This window comes from Arthrobacter sp. NPDC056727 (assembly GCF_042790555.1).
In the GTDB taxonomy this organism is placed as follows: domain Bacteria; phylum Actinomycetota; class Actinomycetes; order Actinomycetales; family Micrococcaceae; genus Arthrobacter.
On record NZ_JBHTZA010000023.1, the window covers coordinates 60,306 to 83,901 of the forward strand.

Annotated in this window: 22 protein-coding genes; 11 read left to right on the forward strand and 11 right to left on the reverse strand. The window is 67.7% G+C overall.

The window, feature by feature from the left end:
* Positions 1 to 13: 13 nt before the first annotated feature.
* The 5 genes from ACFRAH_RS19445 to ACFRAH_RS19465 all read left to right on the forward strand — a co-directional run bounded on the left by ACFRAH_RS19445 (position 14) and on the right by ACFRAH_RS19465 (position 4,618).
* Complete coding sequence (locus tag ACFRAH_RS19445) at positions 14 to 361, forward strand: molybdopterin oxidoreductase (RefSeq protein WP_377992543.1); 348 nt, start codon at positions 14 to 16, stop codon at positions 359 to 361.
* Positions 361 to 2,874, forward strand: a complete 2,514-nt coding sequence (gene nirB, locus ACFRAH_RS19450; RefSeq protein WP_377992544.1) for a nitrite reductase large subunit NirB — start codon at positions 361 to 363, stop codon at positions 2,872 to 2,874. Before ACFRAH_RS19445 ends, nirB begins: the two co-directional genes overlap by 1 nt.
* On the forward strand, positions 2,871 to 3,185 hold the full coding sequence (locus tag ACFRAH_RS19455) for a Rieske (2Fe-2S) protein (RefSeq protein ID WP_377992545.1): 315 nt from the start codon (positions 2,871 to 2,873) through the stop codon (positions 3,183 to 3,185). Before nirB ends, ACFRAH_RS19455 begins: the two co-directional genes overlap by 4 nt.
* 33 nt (positions 3,186 to 3,218) lie before the next feature.
* Positions 3,219 to 3,914, forward strand: a complete 696-nt coding sequence (locus ACFRAH_RS19460) for an SAM-dependent methyltransferase (RefSeq protein ID WP_377992546.1) — start codon at positions 3,219 to 3,221, stop codon at positions 3,912 to 3,914.
* Positions 3,915 to 4,021: 107 nt separating this feature from the next.
* The gene (locus ACFRAH_RS19465) at positions 4,022 to 4,618 is read left to right on the forward strand and encodes a dihydrofolate reductase family protein (protein ID WP_377992547.1); all 597 of its coding nucleotides are present in this window, start codon (positions 4,022 to 4,024) and stop codon (positions 4,616 to 4,618) included.
* Positions 4,619 to 4,713: 95 nt separating this feature from the next.
* Here the strand turns inward: ACFRAH_RS19465 and ACFRAH_RS19470 are convergent, their stop codons facing one another.
* Positions 4,714 to 6,096 (reverse strand): MFS transporter, encoded by a 1,383-nt coding sequence (locus ACFRAH_RS19470; RefSeq protein ID WP_377992548.1) that lies wholly within the window; start codon positions 6,094 to 6,096, stop codon positions 4,714 to 4,716.
* A 2-nt stretch (positions 6,097 to 6,098) separates the two neighbouring features.
* Complete coding sequence (locus ACFRAH_RS19475; RefSeq protein ID WP_377992549.1) at positions 6,099 to 7,172, reverse strand: Lrp/AsnC family transcriptional regulator; 1,074 nt, start codon at positions 7,170 to 7,172, stop codon at positions 6,099 to 6,101.
* 100 nt (positions 7,173 to 7,272) lie between these two features.
* Between ACFRAH_RS19475 and ACFRAH_RS19480 the strand changes: the two genes are divergently transcribed.
* Both ACFRAH_RS19480 and ACFRAH_RS19485 read left to right on the forward strand, forming a co-directional pair.
* Positions 7,273 to 8,562: a M20 family metallopeptidase gene (locus tag ACFRAH_RS19480; RefSeq protein ID WP_377992550.1), complete on the forward strand. Its 1,290-nt coding sequence runs from the start codon at positions 7,273 to 7,275 to the stop codon at positions 8,560 to 8,562.
* Between the two features lie 24 nt (positions 8,563 to 8,586).
* Positions 8,587 to 9,876, forward strand: coding sequence for an MFS transporter (locus ACFRAH_RS19485; protein ID WP_377992551.1), 1,290 nt, complete (start codon positions 8,587 to 8,589; stop codon positions 9,874 to 9,876).
* A gap of 26 nt (positions 9,877 to 9,902) precedes the next feature.
* Here ACFRAH_RS19485 and ACFRAH_RS19490 read toward each other — a convergent pair whose 3' ends face one another.
* The gene (locus tag ACFRAH_RS19490; protein WP_377992552.1) at positions 9,903 to 11,213 is read right to left on the reverse strand and encodes a CynX/NimT family MFS transporter; all 1,311 of its coding nucleotides are present in this window, start codon (positions 11,211 to 11,213) and stop codon (positions 9,903 to 9,905) included.
* Between the two features lie 220 nt (positions 11,214 to 11,433).
* On the opposite strand from ACFRAH_RS19490, the gene ACFRAH_RS19495 reads away from it, so the two are divergent.
* Positions 11,434 to 11,940 (forward strand): hypothetical protein, encoded by a 507-nt coding sequence (locus ACFRAH_RS19495; RefSeq protein ID WP_377992553.1) that lies wholly within the window; start codon positions 11,434 to 11,436, stop codon positions 11,938 to 11,940.
* A 26-nt stretch (positions 11,941 to 11,966) separates the two neighbouring features.
* On the opposite strand, the gene ACFRAH_RS19500 is transcribed toward ACFRAH_RS19495, so the two are convergent.
* Complete coding sequence (locus ACFRAH_RS19500) at positions 11,967 to 13,214, reverse strand: FAD-dependent oxidoreductase (protein WP_377992554.1); 1,248 nt, start codon at positions 13,212 to 13,214, stop codon at positions 11,967 to 11,969.
* A 183-nt stretch (positions 13,215 to 13,397) separates the two neighbouring features.
* On the opposite strand from ACFRAH_RS19500, the gene trmB reads away from it, so the two are divergent.
* Both trmB and ACFRAH_RS19510 read left to right on the forward strand, forming a co-directional pair.
* On the forward strand, positions 13,398 to 14,330 hold the full coding sequence (gene trmB, locus ACFRAH_RS19505; RefSeq protein ID WP_377992555.1) for a tRNA (guanosine(46)-N7)-methyltransferase TrmB: 933 nt from the start codon (positions 13,398 to 13,400) through the stop codon (positions 14,328 to 14,330).
* A gap of 101 nt (positions 14,331 to 14,431) precedes the next feature.
* The gene (locus tag ACFRAH_RS19510) at positions 14,432 to 15,361 is read left to right on the forward strand and encodes a DUF1206 domain-containing protein (RefSeq protein WP_377992556.1); all 930 of its coding nucleotides are present in this window, start codon (positions 14,432 to 14,434) and stop codon (positions 15,359 to 15,361) included.
* 43 nt (positions 15,362 to 15,404) lie between these two features.
* Here ACFRAH_RS19510 and ACFRAH_RS19515 read toward each other — a convergent pair whose 3' ends face one another.
* Together ACFRAH_RS19515 and ACFRAH_RS19520 are read right to left on the reverse strand one after the other, a co-directional pair.
* Entirely contained in the window at positions 15,405 to 16,088 is a 684-nt protein-coding gene (locus ACFRAH_RS19515; RefSeq protein ID WP_377992557.1) for a zf-HC2 domain-containing protein, read from the reverse strand.
* Positions 16,085 to 16,585, reverse strand: coding sequence for a sigma-70 family RNA polymerase sigma factor (locus ACFRAH_RS19520; protein WP_377992558.1), 501 nt, complete (start codon positions 16,583 to 16,585; stop codon positions 16,085 to 16,087). Before ACFRAH_RS19520 ends, ACFRAH_RS19515 begins: the two co-directional genes overlap by 4 nt.
* Positions 16,586 to 16,773: 188 nt before the next feature.
* Between ACFRAH_RS19520 and ACFRAH_RS19525 the strand changes: the two genes are divergently transcribed.
* Positions 16,774 to 17,289, forward strand: coding sequence for a hypothetical protein (locus ACFRAH_RS19525; RefSeq protein WP_377992559.1), 516 nt, complete (start codon positions 16,774 to 16,776; stop codon positions 17,287 to 17,289).
* 199 nt (positions 17,290 to 17,488) lie between these two features.
* Here ACFRAH_RS19525 and ACFRAH_RS19530 read toward each other — a convergent pair whose 3' ends face one another.
* The 5 genes from ACFRAH_RS19530 to ACFRAH_RS19550 all read right to left on the reverse strand — a co-directional run bounded on the left by ACFRAH_RS19530 (position 17,489) and on the right by ACFRAH_RS19550 (position 23,437).
* Positions 17,489 to 19,027 carry a glycoside hydrolase family 32 protein gene (locus ACFRAH_RS19530; RefSeq protein WP_377992560.1) on the reverse strand — a complete coding sequence of 513 codons (1,539 nt, stop codon included), beginning with the start codon at positions 19,025 to 19,027 and terminating at the stop codon, positions 17,489 to 17,491.
* A gap of 30 nt (positions 19,028 to 19,057) precedes the next feature.
* Entirely contained in the window at positions 19,058 to 19,936 is an 879-nt protein-coding gene (locus ACFRAH_RS19535) for a carbohydrate ABC transporter permease (protein WP_377992561.1), read from the reverse strand.
* 1 nt (position 19,937) lies between these two features.
* The gene (locus ACFRAH_RS19540; protein WP_377992562.1) at positions 19,938 to 20,897 is read right to left on the reverse strand and encodes a carbohydrate ABC transporter permease; all 960 of its coding nucleotides are present in this window, start codon (positions 20,895 to 20,897) and stop codon (positions 19,938 to 19,940) included.
* An 84-nt stretch (positions 20,898 to 20,981) separates the two neighbouring features.
* Positions 20,982 to 22,277 carry an extracellular solute-binding protein gene (locus tag ACFRAH_RS19545; protein WP_377992563.1) on the reverse strand — a complete coding sequence of 432 codons (1,296 nt, stop codon included), beginning with the start codon at positions 22,275 to 22,277 and terminating at the stop codon, positions 20,982 to 20,984.
* A gap of 137 nt (positions 22,278 to 22,414) precedes the next feature.
* Positions 22,415 to 23,437, reverse strand: a complete 1,023-nt coding sequence (locus ACFRAH_RS19550) for a LacI family DNA-binding transcriptional regulator (protein WP_377992564.1) — start codon at positions 23,435 to 23,437, stop codon at positions 22,415 to 22,417.
* Positions 23,438 to 23,596: the final 159 nt, after the last annotated feature.

Consider the following 23,596-nt stretch of genomic DNA (forward strand, 5'->3'; position numbering starts at 1 on the left):
AAAGGATTTGACTGTGAACTTGAAGAACATCTTCCTTCAGGGCATCTTCCCGTTCGACGGCGCGGGGCTCGAGAAGGCCGTGCCCATCCACAGCCAGCTCTCCCACTTCGTGCCCGACGGCGTCATCAACCAGACGCTGTATTTCCGCGGCGGCAACTCCTCCGCGGAGCTGATCACGGTGGTTCTGATGCGGGACGGCGTGCCCATGCGGTACTTCCCGATTGCGGCCAGGGGCGACGTCCACGTTCCGCTCCGTGTGGTGGAAGACATCGACGGCGGCTCGCTGATCGAGCTGAGGCTGCTGGCGGATACCGGGGTCAGCGGCTCCGTGGTGGTGGACATGGGCATGGTGGAGCACTGATGACCGCCCTCGCCAGCCGCTCCGGACGGGGCGCCCCGGGCGATACCCGGCGCCGGCTCGTGGTGATCGGCAACGGCATGGCCGGCGCCCGCGCGGTCGAGGAAATCCTGGCCCGCGGCGGCGCCGTCCAGCACCGGATCACCATGTTCGGCGACGAGCCCTACGGCAACTACAACCGGATCATGCTCAGCCATGTCCTCTCCGGCGACGAGGACACCGGCGGAATCTTCCTGAATTCGCTGGACTGGTACCGGGAGAACAACATCACGCTGCACGCGGGGGTCCGGGTCGAAAGAATAGACCGCTTCGCCAAGCTGGTGTTCTCCGACGACGGCCGGGCCACCCCGTACGACGTCCTCATCATCGCCACCGGCAGCCGGCCGTTCATGCCGGCAGTGGAGGGCCTGTACACCCCGGGCGGCCGGCTGCTGCCCGGCGTCTTCGCGTTCCGCACCATCGACGACACCCGGGGCATGGTGTCGTACGCCCAACAGGACCACCACCGCCGCGCCGTCGTGATCGGCGGCGGACTGCTGGGGCTGGAAGCCGCACGGGGCCTGCAAAGCCACGGCATCGGCGTCGATGTTGTGCATTCCGGCGGGCACCTGATGAACGCGCAGATGGGACCCGACGGCGGCGCGGTCCTGCGCCGCAGCGTCGAGGCGCTTGGCATCCGTGTCCACACGAACAGCCGGACAACCGCCATTCTGGGCCGCGACAGGGTCCGCGGCATCCAATTGCGGGATGCCCTGGACATCGAATGCGACATGGTGGTGGTGGCCGCCGGGATCCGCCCCAACGTGGAGGTGGCGGTGACCAGCGGCCTGCCTGTGGAACGCGCCATTGTGGTGGACGACCACATGCGCGTCCCCGACGAGGACGAGATCTACGCCGTCGGTGAATGCGTCCAGCACCGCGGCGAGGTGTACGGCCTGGTGGCGCCGCTGTGGGAGCAGGCCGCCGTCCTGGCCGACCACGTCACCGGAACCAATCCCAAGGCTGCCTACCTGGGCTCGCGCACCGCCACGAAACTCAAGGTGGCCGGCGTCGACGTCGCGTCCATGGGGCTGCAGGCCCCGGAGCGCGACACCGACGAGCACGTGGTGTTCTCGGAGCCCGGCAAGGGCGTGTTCAAATCCGTCGTGATCCGCGACAACAAGGTGGTGGGCGCCACGCTGCTCGGGGACAGCCGCAAGGTGGCCTATCTGACGCAGGCGTTCGACCGCGGGCTGCCGCTCCCCGAGGAACGGGTCTCGCTGCTGTTCGACGTCGGCGGGCCCGGCGGGGAAACCGGCGTGGCCGAACTCGACGGCGATGCCCAGGTGTGCAACTGCAACGGCGTCAGCAAGCAGGCCATCGCGGACACGGTGCGGGGCGGCTGCAGCACGCTTTCCGGCGTCATGGACGCCACCCGGGCCGGCAAGGGCTGTGGTTCCTGCAAGCTGCTGGTTCGGCAGGTGGTGGAGTGGGCGGCCGACGGCGCCGTGGAGGAGGACCCGGCGGCGGCCTGGTACGTTCCCGGGGTGCCGCTGGAGAAATCAGCGCTGATGGCGGCCGTCCGGGAGCGGGGCCTGCGGTCGGTGTCCGCCGTGTTCGCGGCCCTGGCGCCGGGCGGCGTCGAGGACGCGAAGTCAAAGATGGGCCTCGCGTCCCTGCTGAAGATGATGTGGGCCGGCGAGTACATCGACGAGCGCGATGCACGGTTCATCAACGACCGCGTCCACGCCAACATCCAGCGCGACGGCAGTTTCTCGGTGGTGCCGCAAATGCGGGGCGGGGTGACCTCCCCGGAGCAGCTCCGCCGGATCGCCGACGTGGCGGACAAGTACAGCATTCCGATGGTGAAGCTGACTGGCGGCCAGCGGATCGATCTGCTGGGAGTACCCAAGGAGGATCTGCCGAAGGTCTGGGCAGACCTGGACATGCCGTCCGGGTACGCCTACGGCAAGAGCTTCCGCACCGTTAAGACCTGCGTGGGGCAGGAGTTCTGCCGCTTCGGCACGGGGGATTCGACGAAGCTGGGCATCGAGATCGAGTCGCGGTTCCAGGGCATCGAGTCCCCGGCGAAGCTGAAGCTCGCGGTGTCCGGCTGCCCCCGGAACTGCGCGGAATCACTGGTCAAGGACGTGGGGGTGGTGGCGGTCGACGGCGGGCGCTGGGAGATCTACGTCGGCGGCGCGGCGGGTGCCCACATCCGCAAGGGGGACCTGCTGGCCACCGTCGACGACCCCGAGACGGTGAAGCTGCTGGCCGGGCGGTTCATGCAGTACTACCGCGAGCGCGCCAACTGGCTGGAACGCACGTATTCCTTCGTGCCGCGCGTCGGGATCGAGCACCTCCGCGCGGTCATCGTGGACGACGCCGAGGGCCTTTGCGCGGAGCTTGATGCTGCGATGCAGGGATCGGTGGACGCCTACGTGGATCCGTGGACTGAACGCGACGACCCCTTTACGCCGGGCCAGTTCCGCACGTCCCTCCCGCTTGAGGTGCTCCCCCAGGTGCCGGTCCGATGAGCGCGGGTCCGCACGTCCTCGGCCCGGTGGACCAGATCCCCGTGGGCGAGGGACGGGCATACGGCGTGGCCGGCGAACAGGTCGCGGTGTTCCGCCTCCGGGACGGTACCCTCCGCGCGGTCTCGGCGGTCTGCCCGCACAAGGGCGGCCCCATCGCCGACGGCACCATCGACCAGTCCGTGGTGATGTGTCCGCTGCACCAGCACGCGTTTGAGCTGGAGACGGGCTGCTCCACCACCGGCGCCGGACCCCTGCGCAGCTATTCGGTGTACGCGGACGAAGAGGGGAACATCATCGTCCGGCTGCCCTGACACGCCTACCCTTTCTGTGGCAGGGTATTCCCCATGGACCACGAGGGGCACCACGGCGCCGCGCGCCATTGGGACGAAATGTACCGGAGCAGGCCGCGCGTCTGGAGCGGCCTGCCCAACCCGCAACTGGTGGCCGAAGCAGCCGGGCTGGAGCCGGGCACTGCCCTGGACCTGGGCTGCGGCGAGGGCGCCGATGCCCTGTGGCTCGCAGAGCAGGGCTGGACGGTGACCGCGGTGGACGTCTCCGCCGTCGCACTGGAACGCGCCGCGCAGCACGCTGCGGACTCAGCTGCCGGGCGCCGCATCACGTGGCTGCAGCGTGACCTTGACGCATGGGCTCCCGAGGAGCAGTTCGACCTCGTGTCCGCCCAGTTCCTGCACTCCACCGAGGCCCCATGGCAGCGGCCGCACCGGGTGGCCGCCGAAGCGGTCCGCCCCGGCGGCACGCTGCTGATCGTCGGCCACCATCCCGATGGCCTGCCGCCATGGCGGAGCATTGGGGAGTCCAGCCACGCGGACGGGCACAGCCATTCGGACGAGGACAGTGCCTCGCATACGGGTCCGGGGATGTTGTTCACGGCTGAGCAGGCCGCGGCCGAGCTGGGAATCGCGCCGCCCGCGTGGCGTCTGGACGTTGCGGCCAGCCGGGAGCGGAACGCCACCGGGCCGGACGGGCAGTCGGCCGTGCTGGCCGACGCCGTGCTGCGCGCCACCCGGCTGCAGCCCTGATTGGAGTTTTTGTCCAGATATCGCGACTTCAAGGGCCTCCAACCCGCGACAGCTGTACAAAAACTCCAGCCCGGAGCACGGATACTCCCGTCGAGAGGAGCGCACGGATGGCCAGGTTGGTTGCCGAAATGACCATGTCCCTGGACGGCTTCATCGCCCTCCCTGACGACTCCGTCAACGGCCTCTTCGACTGGTACGGCAACGGCCCGGTGGAGGTCGCGACGGCCAGGCCGGACATGACCTGGCACGTGACCGAGGCCAGCGCGATGCACCTTCGGCGGACCATGTCGACGGCCGGCGCCATGCTGGTGGGCCGCCGGATCTTCGACCTGACGGACGGCTGGAACGGCCGGCACCCCATCGACTGCCCCATCGTTGTGCTCAGCCACACCGTCCCGGACGGCTGGCCGCGCGAGGGCGTCCCCTACACGTTTATCACCACCGGTTTCGCGGATGCGGTGCGGGCCGCCACCGAACTGGCCGGCGACAAGGACGTGTCCCTGGCCGGGCCGGACATCATCCGGCAGGGAATCGACGCCGGACTGGTGGAAGAGATCCGGGTAAACCTCGCGCCGTGGATCCTGGGCCACGGCATCAGGTTTTTCGATAACCTCGCGGCCGCCCCGGTGAAGCTCGAGCAAACCGCGGTGCTCCAGGGCGACGCCGTGACCCACCTGTACTACAAGGTCCTCCCCCGCATCTGACCCGTTTCGATGGAGTTTTTGTCCACGTATCGCGACTTCGAGGGCGTCTAAGTCGCGACATCTGTACAAAAACTCACCTGGTGGGCGACGCGGGGCTAATGGGCGACGCGGGGCGCTATGGCGACCGCGGCGGCGGCGATCACAGCGGTCAGTACGAAGACGCCGGCGAAGGAGGCCGCCGTCGTCGTAAATGCCGTGAACACGATGCCGGTGGCGGCGAGCGCGAGGGCGCCCCCGAGGGAATCGGAAATGGACATCGCGGAACTGTTGAAGCCCTCGGTGTCAGGGGTGGAAAGCGCCAGCGTCATCACGCTCAGCCGCGGATATGCGAGCCCCATGCCTCCGCCGGCAAGGACCCAGCCGGCAATTGCGACGGCGGCCGGCCAGCCAAGCGCCGTCGTCACCAGTGCCAGGGCAATCGCCACCAGCACCATCACCGAGCCGATCCGCACGGCCAGCGCGCTGCCAAGCCTCCCGCCCAGCCGGCTCTGGACGCCCGACGCCGACGCCCAGGCGAGGGCTCCGCCGGTCAATGTGAGGCCGGCGAAGGTGGGCGAGAAGGCATAGCGCTCCACAAGCAGGTACGGCAGGTAGACCTCGGCACCGAAGAAGCCGGCCGCAACCAGCCCCCGGACCAGGATCACGCTGGGCAGGCCCCGCCGGGCAGTGAGGGTTCCGCGCGGCACCAACGGCTTCACCGCCAGCAGTGCAATGACGACGGCGGCCCCCGCCAAAAGCGGTCCGGCTCCCGGAAGTCCGGAGGACAGGTTCAGGCCCAGCACCGCCAGCGCGGCCAGGGCGGCCCAGGCCAGCCGGCCCGGCGCCCAGGGCACCTGGGCGCCCTGGCCGGCCGCGTCACCGTTCCCGTTCGCGTTGCCTGACCGCACGCCGCGCAGCGCGGGAAAGAGCATCGCCAACGCGGGCAGCACCAGCACCACGACGCCGAGAAACACCCAATGCCAGCTCGCCAGCTGGGCCACGAGCCCGGCGGCGAACGGTCCCACGAGGGACGGGATCACCCAGGCGGCCGAGAAAGCAGCGAAAATCCTGGGGTGCAGGACGGCCGGATAGACCCTGGCAACCACCACGTACAGAGCCACCGTCATGGCCCCGCCGCCCAGCCCCTGAACCAGCCGGCCGGCCACCACCGCCCACATGGTGCCGGCAGTGCCCGCCACCAGCAGGCCCAACGCGAAGACCGCCACGGACGCGAACAGCGGGCCGACGGGTCCGCCTCGGTCGGACCAGTTCCCCGCGCCCACCATGCCGATCACGCCGGTGGCCAGCGGGCCCGCGAAGGCGAGCGCGTACAGGCCGGCCCCGCCCAGCTCCCGGCTCACGACGGGCATGACCGTGGTGACGGCGAGGGACTCGAACGCGGCGAGGAACACCAGGGCACAGGCCCCCACCGTCACCAGCAGGTAGGGCCGCTGGAAGATTCCCGCACCGGGCGGGGCGGACACCGCGGGTTCGTGCACGCTCAGCCCACCAGCTCCGGCGCGGCGGCGGGTACCGCCACCACGTCGCCGCTCGCCGTCGAATCCGGATTCAGCATCCAGCCCACGCGCTTGACGGTCCTCAGCATGACCACGCTTTCCACCAGTTCGATGCCGGGGATGCGCTGCTGGAGGGCCAGCTCCGCGGTCATGACGTCGGCGAGGGACTGCAGCCACATGATGATGACGAAGTTGGTGCGTCCGGTGGTGGAGGCGCTCAGCCGCACATTCCGGAAGCCGCGGAGTTCCTCGGCCGCGGCTTCGTGCTGGCCGGGCGGGACGTTGGCGAACCAGTGGCAGGTCACCGGGAAGCCCGAATACCTCTGCGCAATCTCACAGCGGAAAGACAGGGTCCCGCTGGCGAGCACCCGGTTCAGCTGGCGCTGCACGGTGGCCGGATGGCGGTCCAGGGCCCTGGCGATGTCCGCCGCTGTTGCCCGGCCGTCCTTCGCCAGGAACGGCAGGATCGCCAGATGGCTGGCCGGCAGCGGCTCCCGTACCGCGGCCGAGGGAGCCGACGCCGCCGCCTCGGGTCCGGCGAGTGCCCTGAGTGCCTGGAGCTGGCTGCGGTTGAGGACGTTGATGCGCCAGGCATACGCACCGGTGTGCAGCCGCGTGGCCAGTGACGTCTGGTATTTGACCAGTCCCTCGATGGCATGCAGTTTCGATGCCACGGCGGTGAAGTGCTGCAGGGAACCGGTGATCACCGTCAGCATCAGGTCCCGGTTGCTCGCGGCCTCCTCCACGGTGACGATCTCGGGCACCGCCGTCAGCGCCCGGGTGACCTCGGCGCGGCGGTGCAGCTCGCACTCGACGTCAACGAAGGCGAGGCACATCTTTTGCGGATCCCCCATCGGATGCGCCGTGACCCAGGCGGCCCCCGCCGCGGTGAGCCGCTCCCACCGCGCGGCCAGCGTGGTGGCGTGCACGCCCAGGACCTCCGCGGCATCCGCCCAGCTCAGCCGCGGTGCGATCTGCAGGGCATTGACCAGCGCGAGGTCCTCCTCCGTGACGTCCAGCGCTCTTCCCTTCCGCACGGTCCTGCACGAATCGTGCATATGGGACCGGGCTTTTGCATTTTTCCAGCTCTTTGGCCGGATGTGAAGCAGACCACTCCAGAATAGACCCACACCACCGGACCACCAACGAGGAGAACACGTGCCGATTGCCGCAGACGCCCGCCGGATGCAGGAAGATCTTGCCCGATTCCGCCACGACCTGCACCGGGAACCCGAGATCGGACTGCAGCTGCCGCGGACCCAGGAGAAGGTGCTGAAGGCTCTGGAGGGCCTGCCGTACGAGATCACCCTGGGCAAGGAGACGACGTCGGTCACCGCCGTCTTGCGCGGCGGGGCTTACGACGGCGGGACTCCCGTTGGGTCTGCCGGCGGCGCGTCCGCCGTGCTGCCGCCTGCCGTCCTGCCGCCTGCTGTCCTGCTCAGGGCGGACATGGACGGCCTTCCCGTCCAGGAGAAGACCGGCGTCCGCTACACCTCCACCATTGACGGCGCGATGCACGCCTGCGGCCACGATCTCCATACGGCCATGCTCACCGGCGCGGCCACCCTCCTCGCCGAGCGGCGGCACCGGCTCGCGGGCGACGTCGTCCTGATGTTCCAGCCCGGCGAGGAAGGCTGCGACGGCGCCAGCTACATGATCCGCGAAGGCGTCCTGGATGCCCCCGGCCGGCGTGTGGACGCGGCCTACGGCATGCACGTGTTCTCCTCCCTCGAACCGCACGGAACCTTCTGCACCAAGCCCGGCGTGATGCTCAGCGCCTCCGACGGCCTGGTGGTCACGGTCCTCGGCGCGGGCGGCCACGGCTCCGCCCCGCATTCGGCCAAGGATCCCGTCACTGCCGCAGCGGAGATGGTCACCGCCCTGCAGGTGATGGTCACCCGCCAGTTCAACATGTTCGATCCCGTGGTCCTCTCCGTCGGGGTGCTCCAGGCGGGCACCAAGCGCAACGTCATCCCGGAAACGGCACGCATCGAGGCCACCATCCGGACGTTCTCCGAGGAGAACCGGCAGCGCATGATGGACGCCGTGCCGCGGCTGCTCAAGGGCATCGCGGCAGCGCACGGCCTCGAGGTGGACGTGGACTACCAGCAGGAGTACCCCCTCACCATCACCGACCAGGACGAAACCCACACCGCGGAAAAGGTCATCGGCGAGATGTTCGGCGATTCCAGGCTCTCGCGGTGGGCCACCCCGCTCAGCGGCTCCGAGGATTTCTCCCGGGTCCTGGCCGAGGTGCCCGGCACGTTCGTCGGGCTCAGTGCCGTCCCCCAGGACGCGGACCACGCCACGTCCCCGTTCAACCACTCGCCGTACGCCACGTTCGACGACGGCGTGCTGGCTGACGGCGCCGCGCTCTATGCGGAACTCGCCATCACCCGCCTCGAGGCGCTTGCCGGCGCCAGCGCCGCTTCCGTTCCGGCCCTTTAACCCGCCCAGTCCAGGGAGACAACCATGACCGCCATCATCACTGCCCAGCGCGAAGGACGGGTCTCGACCCGCAAAACCATCATCGGCACCGGCATCGGAAACGCCGTCGAATGGTACGACTGGGCCATCTACGCCACGTTCACGCCGTTCATCGCCAGCCAGCTGTTCAGCAAGTCCGACCCCGCCTCAGCCGTGCTGTCCACACTGGCGATCTTCGCCGTCGGCTTCGTTGCCCGGCCCTTCGGCGGCTTCCTGTTCGGCTGGATCGGCGACCGGGTGGGCCGCAAGGCGTCCATGACGCTCGCCGTCGGCCTGGCGTCCCTCGGCAGCCTCATGATCGGCGTCGCCCCCACGTTCGCCAGCGTCGGGGCCTTCGCGTCGCTGATGCTCCTGGTGGCCCGGCTGGTCCAGGGCCTGGCGCACGGCGGTGAGCTGCCGTCGTCGCAAACGTATCTTTCGGAGATGGCGCCGCGTGAACACCGCGGCTTCTGGGCCACGCTGATCTACACCTCCGGCACAGTCGGCATCCTGTTCGGAACGCTGTTGGGTGCAGTGCTGAACATGGCACTGACCACCGAGGTCATGAACGCCTGGGGCTGGCGCATCCCGTTCCTGATCGGGGCCGCCATGGGCCTGTACGCCCTGATCATGCGGTCCGGGCTGCACGAGACGGACGTGTTCGAGGGCGAGACCGCCGGGGAAAAGCGCGCTCCGATCTGGCCGCAGATTGTCCGGTACCGCAAGCAGGCGGTGCAGGTGATCGGCCTGACCGTGGGCCTGACGGTGATCTACTACATCTGGGGCGTCGTGGCTCCGAGCTACGCGACCACCGCACTGAAAATCGACCGCGGCGAGGCACTCTGGGCCGGAGTCATCGGCAACATCGTGTTCATCGCTGCCCTGCCTGTCTGGGGCAAGCTGTCGGACCGGATCGGCCGCAAGAAGGTGCTGTGGGCGGGCGCGATCGGCTCCGCCGTGATGCATTTCCCGATGACCTGGCTGCTGAAGGATTCCGCCTGGCAGCTGGCCGTGAGCATGTCCGTGATGCTCATCTTCATCGCCGCGAGCGCCGCTATCGTTCCCGCCGTGTACGCCGAACTGTTCCCCACGAGCATCCGCACCGTCGGCGTGGGCGTGCCCTATTCCATCTGCGTGGCGGTGTTCGGCGGCACGGCCCCGTACCTGCAGCAGTGGCTCGGCACCACCGTCCAGATGCCCCAGCTGTTCAACGTCTACGCGGTAGTGCTCCTGGCCATCAGCGTGGCGTTCATCTTCACCATCCCCGAGACGAGGGGCAAGGACCTGGCGCACTGAGCCATCCCAACTGACTTGCAGTTGGGTCAGTCGCCGATGAACCTGTCCCGCCCGGCCCGGTAGCCGAAGACCGCTGCCAGCGTTCCCACTGCCAGGAACAGGAGCCCCGCCGCCGCAAAGGAGCCGGTGCCCTGGTGCAGCTGGCCCACCAGCAGTGTGCCGGAGGAGCCAAGCCCGTAGCCCACCCCCTGCATCATGCCGGAGAGGTGGGCTGCGGTGTGTCCGTCGCGGGTGCGGAGCATGATCATCGTCAGGGCGACGGCGGTGAGGCTTCCCTGGCCGAGCCCCAGCATGCCGGTCCATAGCCAGACCCAGTCCAAGGGGCCGAAGATGCTCAGGGCAAAACCGCCTCCGGTCATGAGGGCAACCACGGTGTTGATCGCCCGCTGGTCGCTGAACCGGGCGGCGAGCGCCGGCGCGAAAAGCGAGCCCAGCATCTGCAGCACGATGGACGCCGACACAATGAGCCCTGCCGTCCCGCCGTCCACGCCGCGCTCACGCAGAATCGGTGCGAGCCAGGCGAAGACGCTGAAGGACATCATCGCCTGCAGCACCATGAAGATCGTGACCTGCCAGGCCACCGCCGAGCGCCACACGTTGACGCCGTCCCGCGCCGCTGCGTGCCGGCCGTGCCGTTGCCTTATCGCTACCGGCAGGAAGAGCAAAAGCACGACGGCGGCCGGAACCGCCCAGAACCACAGCGCCGACGTCCATTGCCCGGTAGCGCTGAAAACGGGGTAGGTGAAGCCGGCCCCCAGGGCCGCCGACGCGCAGATGGCCGTGGTGTAGAGGCCGCCCATCAGGCCCAGCCGGTGCGGAAAGTCGCGCTTCACGAGCCCCGGCAGCAGCACGTTGCACAGCGCGATCGCGGCCCCGCAGGCCGCAGTCCCGGCAAACAGCGACGGCAGGTGCCCGGCGCCAGGGACCTCCGCCGGCCGCAGGAGCAGGCCAGCCGTCAGGACCGCCATGGCGCCGAGCAGGACCCGTTCCGCGCCGAACCGGCGGGCCAGGACCGGAGCCAGCGGCGCAAACACGCCGAGCAGGGTGACCGGCACCGTGGTCAGCACCACCACCGCCCAGCCTGGGAGGCCGGCATCCGACGTCACCTCGGGGAGGACGGCTGAAAAACTGGAGAACACCGTTCTCAGGTTCAGGCCGATCAGCACCAGGCACAGTCCCAGGTAGGCCAGTGCCCGGCGGCTACCCACGTGGGTGGGCCCGGCCGCGGGAACGTCGTCGGCCTCTGCATCAACGAGCGTGTCCGCGACGGCGTCGGCATGAACGGGAGGGTGCTGCGGCGGCCTGCTTCGCTTGCGTGGATTCCGGGCGTCAATCACCCGCCCATTCTTGCAGGAGCACCGCTGTTGCAGAGGCACTGCTGTTGAGGGGCACTGCTGTTGAGGGGCACTGCGGGGCCAGGGCGGCGGCCCCGGCGTTCCCGTCCTGGAGTTATCCACATACGGGTTCAGCACGCTATCCCGGCTGGCCGAGGGCCAATAATCTGGTCGGCACGTAGCCGTTCAAGGGGCCGGCCCGGCCGAATCGACGATGAGAACCATGAGCGTTCCGCAGGCACCGGAGTCCGGCGGCCCGCCGCCACCGCACGGCCCCGCAGGTCCGGAGGCTGGAGGGCCGGGTCCTTCGGGTCCAGGTCCCTCGGGCCAGGATCCTTCGGGCCAGGATCCCTGGGCTCATGGCCCGGGCGCGCAGGGCCGCGGCTGCCAGAACCCTGACGGGTACGGCCTGGCGGTCGCGACTTTGGTGTGCGGCGCCCTGATTCTGCCCAGTGCGTTTGTCACTGTTGGTCCGGCAATGTTCGCCATGCTGTTCACCCGGCCGGACACGGGCAGCAACGGACTGGAGTGGGTGGCGAACGTCGTCTTCTACAGTCTGCCGGCGCTGTTCACGCTGTTCTCCCTGACGTTCGGGATCCTTGCCCTGAGACGGTCGGCGGGAGGCACCACGGCGCGGCGCATAAGCGTTAGCGGCTTCATCGTGGCAGCCGCGGAGACCGCCATCATTGTTGTGCCGTTGTTTGCGGGCAAGTTCGATGCCTTCTCGTGACCCGCCGGCCTTGCCGTCCCCGGGGGTCACCGTGCCCAGAGCGGCCAGAGCCGTTCGGCCCGGCGCCGCACCTGGGAGTACGGCACTTCCGCACTTTTGGCCTGCTCGAAGATGCTCAGCCCCAGCATTGATGTGGCGAGCGCGCGGACCGTGTGGAACCGGTTTTCGAAGAGGCTCCGTTCGCTGATCCAGGACACTGCGTCAGCTTCCGGCTTCCACCGTTCCGTGTATTTTGCGGCCGCCCGCTGTAAGGAGCCAGGTGAACTGCCGGCATCCCGAATGCACTCGTCGAGGACCATGGCGGACTCCATGGCGCCGTTCACTCCCTGCCCGATCGGCGGATAGGGCGCGGCGGCGTCCCCGATCAGGACCGCTTTCCCGCCATGGAACCGGGAACAGTTCAGGCTGCGTCCTATGTGGTAACACGTCCGGCCGGCGAAGGCCTGGACCTGTTCATCGCCGGTGAATTCCAGAACCCGAGGGCACCGGTCCTGCAGGAACTTCCGGGCCTCCTCCACCCCGGAAAAGCCGATCCGCTTCCTGGTTCCGATGGCGCAGAACCAGCGGGCTGAGTCCTGCCCGTTGTCTCCCCTGATCGCACCTGCGACGCAGAACGGCCGGGTCGAGAGCCCGTGGAGATAGTGCTTGTCCAGCCGTTCACCCACGTTATCGAGCTCAATCATCGTGCAGTGGTTGGGGAAGGACTTGGAGGTTACCGTAAACCCGGGCACCGCCGACTGCAGGGCCGGACGGACGGTGGAACCTGCACCGTCCGCGCCCACGAGCAAGTCGAAGCTCCTGACCGTCGCTTCCCCGGACCGCCGCCGGGATGTCACTGAGCCTGTGACTGGGTCGACGCTTTCCACATTGGTTTCGAACTCCATGGCCACCCTGTCCTTGTACCGGGACAGCACGGACATGAGTGCCCGGAGGATGTCGCCCCGCGATCCGGTCCACCCGGGCAAGGTCCATTCCTCCGTTCCACGGCCCGGGATCTTCAGCCCCTTGAACCGGAACATCCGGCGGTCGAACTCGGTCACGGCGTCAATGTGGCGGAGTGCCTTCAGCCCGTGCCCCGAGATGTCGATGGTGTAGGACCGCTCCGGGTTGAACCGCGGCGCAATGTCCGGGGGGCTGTCGCGCTCGATGACCGTTGCCGACAGCCCGCGCCGGGCAAGGGCAATGGCGAGTACCAGCCCCGCCGGACCCGCCCCGAGGATGGCAATGGTGCCGGCGGACTTCATGGGTTCAGAGAGGAATGCCGATGGTTCCATAGCGTTTCCTGAAGCTGCGTTGTCATGCGTTCGTCCGCCCTCGCGGCGGGAAAACGTCCCGGGGCGAAGGCGGCCCGTAAGCGGGTCGCCCGGCCGGCCGGTGGAATAGCAACACTGTACGCCTGCCCGGAGCCGACGGAAACGGGGGAAATAGCCGTGCTGACCGCCGGTATTCTGGAAGGGATGAGCGAAACTCCCGAAACCCCGCAGCCGCCGGCAAATCCGAACCAGCCCCGGCCCGTCACGCCGGGAAGCCAGGCCTCCTACGGGACCTACGGCGGGCGGCCTGTCAGCTTCGTGCGCCGCGGGACCCGTCTGCAGGGCCGGCGTCAGGCTGCCTGGGAGGAGCATTCCGGCAGGTGGGCCATCGATGTGCCCCGCCACGTGGCCAACACGTCCGTCCACCCGGACTACTCGTTCGACGCCGAAGCCGAGTTCGGGCGTCTGGCTCCGCTGATCGTCGAGATCGGTTCGGGCCTGGGCGACGCCGTCTGTCACGCCGCAGAGGAAAACCCGGACCAGGACTTCCTCGCCGTGGAGGTCTACACTCCCGGCCTGGCCAACACCATGATCAAGATCAACAGCCGCGGCCTCACCAACGTGCGCGTGGTGGAGGCAAACGCCCCGGAGGTCCTGGCCACCATGCTTCCGCCCGGCTCGGTCAGCGAACTCTGGGTCTTCTTCCCGGACCCCTGGCACAAGTCCCGGCACCACAAGCGCCGCCTGATCCAGCCCGAATTCGCCGAACTCGCCGCGAGGGCGCTGAAGCCGGGCGGCCTCTGGCGCATCGCCACGGACTGGTCCAACTACGCCGTGCACGTCCGCGACGTCCTCGCCGGGTCCGGGGCGTTCGAGAACCTTCACACCGGTGAGCGCAGCGGCCCCGAGAGTCCCCTCACGCACGTGTGGCAGACCGGCGTCGAATCGCTGGTGGGCGGCGCCCCGGTCAAAGAAGGACGGGCGCCCGTGAGCACAGAACACACCGGACCCAACGAGGGCATCGACGAAAGAGGCGGCTGGGCTCCCCGCTTCGAGGGCCGCATCCGCACCAGCTTCGAGAACAAGGCGCACGAAGCCGGCCGGATGATTTTCGACCTCTGTTACCGGCGGATCTAGCCCCATCTGCAGCGCGCTCCGGCAGCGCGAACGTACAGTTGTGGCCCCGGATCCGGCGCGGCAACACCGCGTCACCCGTCCCGGTCCGGGGACTCTGTTCCATGGCGCTCCGCCGTGACACGATAAGCATGTGGCGGAGTGCCACAGCAGTTGCACCGGTGTACAGCGGCAGTACAGGGTGCCGGCGCGAAGGAACGGTCATCAAACGAGAACTGAGAAGCGCAGCCGGTAAAGCAGCCGACAAGGCCGAGGACATCTCGAACTCGAAGCCGCTCGAAATGCTGGCGCGGGGTGGCTTTGCCGCAAGCGGTGTGCTCCACATCCTGGTCGGCCTCATTGCCTTCGGGCTCGCCCGGGGACGCGGCGGCCGCGCGGACGTGAGCGGTGCTGTCGCCGAACTCGCCACCCAGCCCGCCGGCCCCCTGCTCCTGTGGGTCAGCTTCGCGGGCTGCATTGCGCTGGCCCTGTGGCAGGCCGGTGACGCAATTTTCGACTTCGATCACCTGCCGACCAAGCACAAGGCCGGGAAGAAGCTGAAGGCCGCCGCGCAGGCGGTCGTGTACGCCGGGCTGGCATTTACGCTGGCCGCCTTCGCGCGGGGCGCCGGCAAGGACAACCGGGAATCAACCAGCGACTTCACGGTCAACCTGATGAAGGCGCCCGGCGGCATCCTGCTTTTGGTGCTGATTGGTGCGGCCGTGGCCGTCGTCGGGATCATCTATGCAGTCCGCGGGTTCAGGAAATCCTTTGAGAAGTACATCAATCCCCCGTCTTCCCCGGGCGGGCGCAAAGCCATCACCGTTCTCGGGATGGCGGGTTACGTGGCCAAGGGCGTTGCCCTGTTCGTGACGGGCCTGCTGGTGGTCATCGCAGCGGTCACCGCCCACCCCCAGCAGTCGACGGGCCTCGACGGCGGGCTCCGCGCACTGCGCGAACAGCCCTTCGGGGTGTACGTACTGGCCGCGGTGGGCGCCGGACTCGTCTGCTACGGGGTGTTCACCGTGATACGGGCGCGGCTCGCCAGGATGTGAGCCCCGGACAGTCCAACCCCCACGAGAGATCAGGCGGGCCGGGTCAGGTGCCCGGCACCGCGATGACGGCGATGGTCTGCTGCCGGTCGTTCCGGACCTCCACGCTGGCGATGCTCGTGTACTGCAGCGGTGTGGCGCTGGTGACCCGGACCCTTCCGCTGGGTGTCGCCATCCACGCGCAGGCCCGGTCCTCAACCCCGGCACGGTCCTTCACCCACAGTGACAGCCGCCCGTTCTGGGGCAGGCTCCGCCCGTCGACGGCCAGTTCGGTGCCCCAGGTTTTCTTGACCATTCCCACGGTGACCTGCATGCCGGTGTCGGCCTTGACCGAGTAGCTGGCATCGGGTTTGTCGGCGGGATCAAAGAGCGGCGCCGCGGCAAATCCCAGGGCCAGGCAGGCCGCCGCCACCACTCCCACCAAAGCCGTTATCCGCCGTCGGGAATTACGACGGCGGGCCGCCAGTTCGTCAAGAACCGGCCGGGGGGCGGGGGCCAGGTCAGGGAACGCTGCGTCTTCGCCTGCACGGCGCGGCGCCGGAACGGCGAGCGCCACGGCGTCCGGGACGGGCAGGGCATCCAGCAGGCCCGGCAGGGATTCCAGGTCCGACAGTTCACTGCGGCACGTGCCGCACTGCTTGAGGTGCTCCTCGAAGCGCAGCCTGTCCGCGTCGTCGAGCCCTCCCAACAGGTATGCCCCCAGCAACTCATGGACTTCCTTGCCGTTCACCGTTCCACACCCATTTCATCGAGTATTGTCCGCAGGGCCTTCACCGCGTAGAAGGCCCTGGATTTCACCGTTCCGCTCGGAATGTTCAACTGCACCGCCGCCTCGCCCACCGTGAACCGCCGGTAGTGCAGTGCCACCAGCACATCACGGTGCTCCGAACTCAGCCGCAGGAGGGCCTCCTCCATCAGCACCTTGTTCAGCAGATCGTCAACCCGCCCGGTGGCCTCCTCCGGATCCGCCATGTCACGGTCCTCGGCTTCCAGCGGCCGGCGCTGGGCTTTCCGGTAGTTGTCGATCATGATGTTCCGTGCCGTCCGGAACAGGTAGCTCCGCATGCTGCCGGTGACCTTGGGCGCCTGCTGCCAGACCCGAAGCACCGTTTCCTGGACAATGTCGTCCGCAAGGTGCGGGTCGCGGGAGGCACTGAGCACAAACCGGCGAAGCGCCGTTCCGTGCTCACGGTAGATCGCTGCAACCAAATCCTCATCCAGCGGCACCTTCGGCCTCCCTGCAGTGACCCTAATGAAGCCGGATCCGAGAGCCGGCTTTCCTGGCAAGTACGACGTCGGCAGCCGGCGATAAGTTCAATTCCGGCCAGCCAGATCTTTGAACCATTCTTCACCTTTGTGCGTCATTCCAAATAGCGCCGGATTCCAATCTGCCGGCCCGAGCCAAGGAGCAGCACATGAAGAAGCAACTGAGCGTTGGCCTCGCAGTTATGGCCCTTGCCGCCTCACTGACGGCATGTGGCGGCGGATCCGGCACAACGACCACCACGACGGCGGCCGCCCCGGCCAGCGAATCGCCGGCGGCCACCGCCAGCGCATCGGCCAGCGCCAGCGAGATGGCCTCGGTGGACCTCAAAACCGCCTCATCCAGCAAGGGTGACATCGTGGTGGACGGCAAGGGCATGAGCGTCTACTACTTCACCAAGGACGTCAAGGACTCGGGCAAGAGCAACTGCCTGGGCGACTGCCTCGTGAAGTGGCCTCCGGTGATTGCTGCCACGGACACCCCCAAGGTCGAGGGTGTGACAGGGAAGGTCGGCACCATTGATACCCCTGACGGCAAGAAGCAGGTGACCGTCAATGGCATGCCCGTCTACCTGTGGCAGAAGGACAAGGCCCCCGGCGACATCACCGGCCAGGGCGTCGGCAACGTCTGGTACCTCGTGGCACCCGACGGGACGATGATGAAGTAAGCCCTTCAGGTCTGTGCCGGTGCCTGCCCGCAGGCGCCGGCACTGTCGTCGGAGCAGGGACCACCCGAACCTGCGGCCCATCGCCAATACCCTCCTGGCGTGGGCCGCAGCCGCTGACCCCAACGCGGGGTCACTTACAGCCGTTTCCGGGGTGGTTATTGGGCTGTAAGTGACCCCGCGTTGCTTTGGTCTGGGGGTGCTAGCCGGTGACGCTGAGGCTCACCAGGGTGGCGCCGTCCCCTTCGGCCAGGAGCCCGACGGCGGTGCTGGACTCCGCGGGGAAGATCTGGTCCGTGAGGGTCACCAGGCCGTCCTGGGCGAAGACTTCCACGGAGCAGCGGTCCAGGAAGACCGTCAGCCGCAGAAGACCGTCCTGAAGGGCAACGGGCACCCGCTCCACGGACGGGAAATCCTCATGGAACCCGACATTTCCGGAGGCCGTGCGGTCCAGGCTGAGCTCGCCGGACAGGGAGGAGTAGGCCAGTACGGTCCGCTCCTGCACACCGCAGGCCTGGCCGGCGCGAAGCACCAGCCCTACGGTGCCCGAGGCGCCGGGCCGGAATTCGGCGTCGATGCGGAGCACCTCGCCGGAGGCCTCCGGCGGAAGCCACCGCACCCCATCTGTAGGCGGAGTCGGGTCCGCGGGCAGTTCCGGACCCGCGGCGAACAGCTCCGTTCCGGAATCCGCAAACGGATCAACAGGCGCCTGAACCAGCACAGGGCGCCCTGCGTGGCGCTCCAGCCGTACCTCACGGACCAGGGACATGGCACTGCGCCAGCCCTGCGACGGCGTGGCCGCCGCGTACTGCCAGTTGTTCATCCAGCCGACCATGAGGCGCCGTCCGTCCGGAGCATTGCTGAAGGAAACGGCGGCGTAATAGTCCCGGCCCCAGTCGAGCCAGCCGTATTCACGCATCCGGCTGCCGTCCGTCTGCATGCCCCCGGTGACCGTGCTCTCGGACCGGAACGTCACGCCGTCGAACGTTCCAACGAAATACTGGCCGGCCGAGCCGCCGGCGATCCCGCCGGGGTTCAGGTTCACCACCAGGACCCACCGGGTGTCGCCGGCGTTGCCGTCCACCGGCAGTTCGAACAGGTCCGGGCATTCCCATACCCCGCCCGTGGCATTAGCCGGGCCGAAGGAGCTCAAGTATTGCCAGGTGAGCAGGTCGGCGGACTTGTAGAGCACCACTTCCCGGTCCTCGGCCTCGACGGCGGCCATCACCCAGTAGCTGCCCGCGTCGCCGTCGTACCGGAAAACCTTGGGGTCACGGAAGTTCGCGGACGCCCTGTCCAGCACCGGGTTCCCGGCGTACTTGGTCCACGTGGCACCGTCGTCGGTGCTGTACGCGAGCGACTGTGCCTGCCGCCCGGCCACCGGCGATGCCGGCGAATAGGCACTCGTATAGATCGCCACCAGCGGGGCCGCGCCGCCCACTCCGAACCCGCTGGTGTTGTGCGTGTCCACCACGGCCGAGCCGGAGAAGATGGCCTCCTGCTCATCGCAGGGGATGGCCACCGGCTGCTCGTCCCAGCTCAGGAGGTCCGTGGAGGTGGCGTGGCCCCAGGACATGTTGCCCCATCCGTCGCCGTGCGGGTTGTGCTGATAGAAGAGGTGGTACACGCCGTTGGAGTACACCAGCCCGTTGGGGTCGTTGAGCCAGTTGCGCCGGGCGGCGTAGTGCCATTTGGGCCGGTAGCGGCAGTCGAGCGCAGGCACGGTGTTGAGGGAAGTCATGGTTCGCTTTCGAACTAGGAAGGGGCTGGGTCAGCCTTTGACACCGCTGGAGGCGATGCTGTTGATGAAGGAGCGCTGGAAGGCGATGAACAGGACCACCACGGGAACCGTGATCAGCGAGGCGTAGGCCATGACCTCGCCCCAGGAGACGTTCAGCTGGAAGAAGTACTGGATGCCGATCATCACCGGGCGAAGCTCCTCGGACTGGACCACCATGAGCGGCCACAGGTAGGAGTTCCAGGCGGGCAGGAACGTCAGGATGGCCACGGTGGCGGTGGCGGGACCGGCGAGCGGCATGACCACCTGGCGGTAGATCTTGAACCAGCCGGCGCCGTCGATCCGGGCGGCCTCGTCCAGTTCCTTGGGAATGGACTCAAAGTACTGGTGGTACAGGTAGATGGAGAATGCGTTGGCGATGAACGGGATGATCTGCACCTGGTAGGTGTCCAGCCAGCCTTTCGAAATCTCCAGGCTGAAGCCGTTGAGCTCGAAGTAGGGCAGCTGGTTGACCCACCACACCAGCGGCAGCGCCAGCGTCTGGAACGGCACGATGAGCGTTGCCAGGATCGCGGTGAACACCACGCGCTTGCCGCGCACCTGCATGCGGGACAGGGCGAAGGCGCACAGGCTGTTGATGAAGATGCCCAGCACCACGGTCACCGCGGACACGCCGACGGAGTTGACGAGGAAGCGGGCGGCCGGGACCCGGTCAAAAACTGCGGTGTAGTTGTCCAGCGAGATGTTGCCGATGGGCAGGAACGCGGCCACCGAGGACATGTCGCCGAAGATCTGCTGGTCCGGCTTGAGCGAGGACACCAGCATGAACACGATCGGGAAGGCGGCGACGGCGGCGAACAGGATGCGCACGGCCATCGCGCCGATCGAATTGAGGCGGAGTGCGTTTTTCACGTCAGTCCTTCTCTCGGGTCAGGTAGCGCTGCACTGCGGAGATCAGCAGCACCAGGACAAAGAAAACGAGGGAGATTGCCGAGGCGTAGGAGGTCTCCTGCTGCTTGAAGCCGGAGCGTACTGCCTCGTAAATGATGGTGGTGGTGGAGTCGAGGGGGCCGCCCTGAGTCATGACGCTGACCTGGTCGAACAGGCCGAGGGCCTGGATGGTGATGGTCACCAGGACCAGCGTGCGCGTGTGCTTCAGGCCCGGCCAGGTGACATACCGGAACTGGTGCCAGCGGCTGGCCCCGTCAAGCTGGGCTGCCTCGTACAGCTCCCCGGAGATGCTCTGCAGCCCGGCCAGCCAGATGATCATGTGGAAGCCGGCAGCCTGCCAGATGGACAGCGCGATGATGGCCGGCATGGCGGTGGCGGGATCGTTCAGCCAGTCCGCGCCCTGGATGAGGCCGAAGCTGAACGTGGACAGCAGTTCGTTGATCAGGCCGTCCTTGCGGTACATGAAGAGCCACAGCAGCGATACCACCACCATGGACGTCACCACCGGGAGGAAGTAGACGGTGCGGAAGAAGTTCACGCCGCGGAACTTCTTGTTGATCAGCAGCGCCATGGCCAGGGCCAGGCCTGACTGCACGGGCACCACCACCGCTGCGAAGTAGCTGACGTTCAGGAGCGACCGCCAGAATGTCGGGTCGGCGAACAGACGGGCGAAGTTGTCCATCCCGACAAACTCCACCGGCCGCGGGGAGATGAGCCGCGCGTTCGTGAACGCCAGGCCGAAGCCGAGGATTGCCGGCAGGAAAACGAAGGCGAGGAGCAGGACTGCGGCCGGTGCGATCATGCCCCAGCCGCTGAGCTGCTCGCGGAGGTGGCCCGGGCGCTTGCGGCGGGATGCTGCGGTGGAGGCTGCGCCCGGCGCCGGGACGGCGGAGCGGCGGGAGGGAAGCTGGGTGGTTGTCATGGGAGTCTCCGTTGACAGTCAGTGCCGGGTGGAGGACGACGGCGGCAGTTGCCGTCCGCCGTCGTCCTCCCGTCCGGCGGCCGGCTAGTTCTTGTAGCCGCCGTTGGACTTGATGTTGGCGTCAATCGCCTTGACCGCCTTGTCCAGGACGGTCTTGGCGTCCGCCCCGGCCAGGATGTCCTGGACCGCCTTGCCGTATTCGGTGGCGATGAACGGGTACGCCGGCGTTTCCGGACGCATGACGGCCTGCTGGCGGGACAACTCCATGAACACCCGGTTTTCGCCGCCCTCGGCGAAGGCGGGGATCAGGGCCGCGGCTTCATCGGTGGCCGGGATGGTTCCGGTTGCCTTGGCCACCGCGGCGATGTTCTCCGGCTTCAGAGAGTAGGAGAGGTAGTCCATCGCAGCCTCGGAGTTCTTGCAGCCGCTGGTCACGCCCCACTGCCACGACGCGCCGCCGATCTTCGGGCCGTTGCCGAGGTCCACCGAGGGCATGACCGCCAGGTCCTTGCCGAGTGCCTTACGCGCCTTGTCCGCGGCCCAGGAACCGGTGTAAACGATGGCGCTCTTGTTGTTCAGGAAGTCCTGGGTGGAATCCTTGCCGCTCTTCTTGGCCATGAAGCCCTGGTCCGCGAGTCCGCGGAACCAGGCGGCCCACTCGACGGCCTTTTCTCCGTTGAGGGCACCGTCCGCGGACTGGAAGCCGTCGCGGTTGACGAGGTCTCCGCCGAAGGACTGCAGCAGCGGCGAGTAGGCGTACGGCAGCCACTCCCCCGTTCCGGCGGTTCCCATGTCCAGGGGGTACTGCCACTTGCCCAGGGCCTTGAGCTTGGTCAGCGCGTCCTGGAATTCCTCCTTCGTCCACGGCTTCTCAACCGTGGCCGCGCGGACGCCTGCCGCCTTGAGGTCCGAGGCACGGGCAAGCATGGCGAGGGCGACATCGTAGTAGCCCACCGCGTAGGTTTCGCCCTCCCACTTGGCGACGGTGCTGGGGAGGTTCTTGGACAGATCCGCCGAAAGCTTCAGCGGAGTCAGGTACTTGGCCCACGCCCAGTTGGGCACGTTGGGCCCGTCGATGTCCACAATGCAGGGCAGCTTCCCTGCAGCGGCGGCCGAGACCACTGAGTCGTTGTAGGAGTCCTGCGGGAATGCCTGCACCTTGATCTGTGCCTTGGCCGAGCCGCTCTTGTTGTAGGAGTCAACAATGGACTTGATGGCTGCGAGTTCCTCGGGATTTCCCGCATTGTGGGTCCACATGGTGATTTCATTGCTGCCTTCGGACGTGGCAGACGCGCTGCCCTTGCCGCAGGCAGCAAGGCTGCCCATGAGCGCAGCCGCGGCTATGCTGGTGGCCAGGATCCGTGTGAATCGCTTGTTCATGGTGGTCCAGTCTTTCTGCTGATTTTGCGCGTGGATGATTGGCCCGGGTCCGGAAGGGGCGCGGCCGCTGCAACGGCTGCGTCCCTTTTTAAGCGGATACCGGGTTGAACTGCAGGTGGTTGTTTCTTTCGAGTGGTTCAGGTCCGGGGCGGTCCGACGGATCCCCGCTCAATCAGGGGGCACGCCAGCCGCACCTGTTCCGGAGACGCGCCCGGGTTCTCAATGTCGTCAAGAACGCGGTTGACCGCCCACCGGCCCATGTCGTAGTGCGGCAGGGCCACGGTGGTCAGTCCCGGCCACAGCGAGTCCGCGATGAGCTCCAGGTTGTCGATGCCGACGATCGAAACATCGTCCGGCACGCTCAGCCCCAGCGCGGCCGCCGCCTGGTACGCCCCCATGGCCATCCTGTCGCTGAAGCAGAACAGGGCTGTTGGCCGGTCTGGCTGGCCAAGGAGCGACAGTGCGGCCTCACGGCCCCCTGCGGTCTCCGCCTGGGTGATGACGAGATGCCGAGGGTCGTGTTCGACGCCGTGACGGCGCAGTACGTTGCGGAATCCTGCAAGCCGGCCGTGCGTGGCGGGAATGTCGTCCACGTTGTTGATCATCCCGATCCGCGTGTGGCCTGCCTTAATGAGGGCTTCCACCGCCGCCTCAGCCGCGTCCACCTCGTCCGGGACGATGGAGGAAACGGCGGGGTCACCGGTGACTGCGTCCAGCAGCACGGTGGGGGTCCCCGAGAGCGCACCGGGCAGTTCCACTTGCTGGTGGTACAGCCTGGCGTACACAACTCCGTCCACCTGGTGCTGCTGAAGCATGCTGATTTCACGGTGCTCAAGCTCGCTGTCCAGTCCGGAGTTCACCACCATGACGACGTAGCCGCGCTCGTACGCCGCGTCCTGCGCGCCGCGGATCATCGCCCCTGCGAACGGGGTAGTGGTGATCTCGTCGCTGACCAGGCCGAGGATCTGGGAGCGCTGGTTGCGCAGCCCGCTGGCCAGCCGGTTGGGGGCGTAGCCAAGGTTCCTGGCCACGTCCCGGACGAGCTGCTGGGTTTCCGCTTTGACCCGGGAGCTGGTGGCGTCGTTGAGGGCGTGCGACACGGTGGTCACGGAGACCCCGGCAGCCTTCGCCACCTCGCGAATCCCTACTCTCGTCGTCATCGACTTCCTTTGCAAAACGTTTTGGGTTGGTGTGAACGAGAATACACAAAACGTTTTGCATGTGTCAAACGTCACTCCCCGCCCGGGCAGCCGCCGGGCGTGGCCCCAGCCGCTCAACCCGCGGGCATGGGTCCGGCCCGGCGCTGCCCTTTCGGGCGG

Coding starts and splice junctions, on each gene's coding strand:
- ACFRAH_RS19510 (WP_377992556.1), top strand. CDS start 14,432: ATGGCGCTCCGCCGTGACACGATAAGCATGTGGCGGAGTGCCACAGCA.
- ACFRAH_RS19485 (WP_377992551.1), top strand. CDS start 8,587: ATGACCGCCATCATCACTGCCCAGCGCGAAGGACGGGTCTCGACCCGC.
- ACFRAH_RS19525 (WP_377992559.1), top strand. CDS start 16,774: ATGAAGAAGCAACTGAGCGTTGGCCTCGCAGTTATGGCCCTTGCCGCC.
- ACFRAH_RS19460 (WP_377992546.1), top strand. CDS start 3,219: ATGGACCACGAGGGGCACCACGGCGCCGCGCGCCATTGGGACGAAATG.
- ACFRAH_RS19550 (WP_377992564.1), bottom strand. CDS start 23,437: ATGACGACGAGAGTAGGGATTCGCGAGGTGGCGAAGGCTGCCGGGGTC.
- ACFRAH_RS19495 (WP_377992553.1), top strand. CDS start 11,434: ATGAGCGTTCCGCAGGCACCGGAGTCCGGCGGCCCGCCGCCACCGCAC.
- ACFRAH_RS19455 (WP_377992545.1), top strand. CDS start 2,871: ATGAGCGCGGGTCCGCACGTCCTCGGCCCGGTGGACCAGATCCCCGTG.
- ACFRAH_RS19500 (WP_377992554.1), bottom strand. CDS start 13,214: ATGGAACCATCGGCATTCCTCTCTGAACCCATGAAGTCCGCCGGCACC.
- ACFRAH_RS19540 (WP_377992562.1), bottom strand. CDS start 20,897: ATGACAACCACCCAGCTTCCCTCCCGCCGCTCCGCCGTCCCGGCGCCG.
- ACFRAH_RS19530 (WP_377992560.1), bottom strand. CDS start 19,027: ATGACTTCCCTCAACACCGTGCCTGCGCTCGACTGCCGCTACCGGCCC.
- ACFRAH_RS19475 (WP_377992549.1), bottom strand. CDS start 7,172: ATGCACGATTCGTGCAGGACCGTGCGGAAGGGAAGAGCGCTGGACGTC.
- trmB (WP_377992555.1), top strand. CDS start 13,398: ATGAGCGAAACTCCCGAAACCCCGCAGCCGCCGGCAAATCCGAACCAG.
- ACFRAH_RS19545 (WP_377992563.1), bottom strand. CDS start 22,277: ATGAACAAGCGATTCACACGGATCCTGGCCACCAGCATAGCCGCGGCT.
- nirB (WP_377992544.1), top strand. CDS start 361: ATGACCGCCCTCGCCAGCCGCTCCGGACGGGGCGCCCCGGGCGATACC.
- ACFRAH_RS19465 (WP_377992547.1), top strand. CDS start 4,022: ATGGCCAGGTTGGTTGCCGAAATGACCATGTCCCTGGACGGCTTCATC.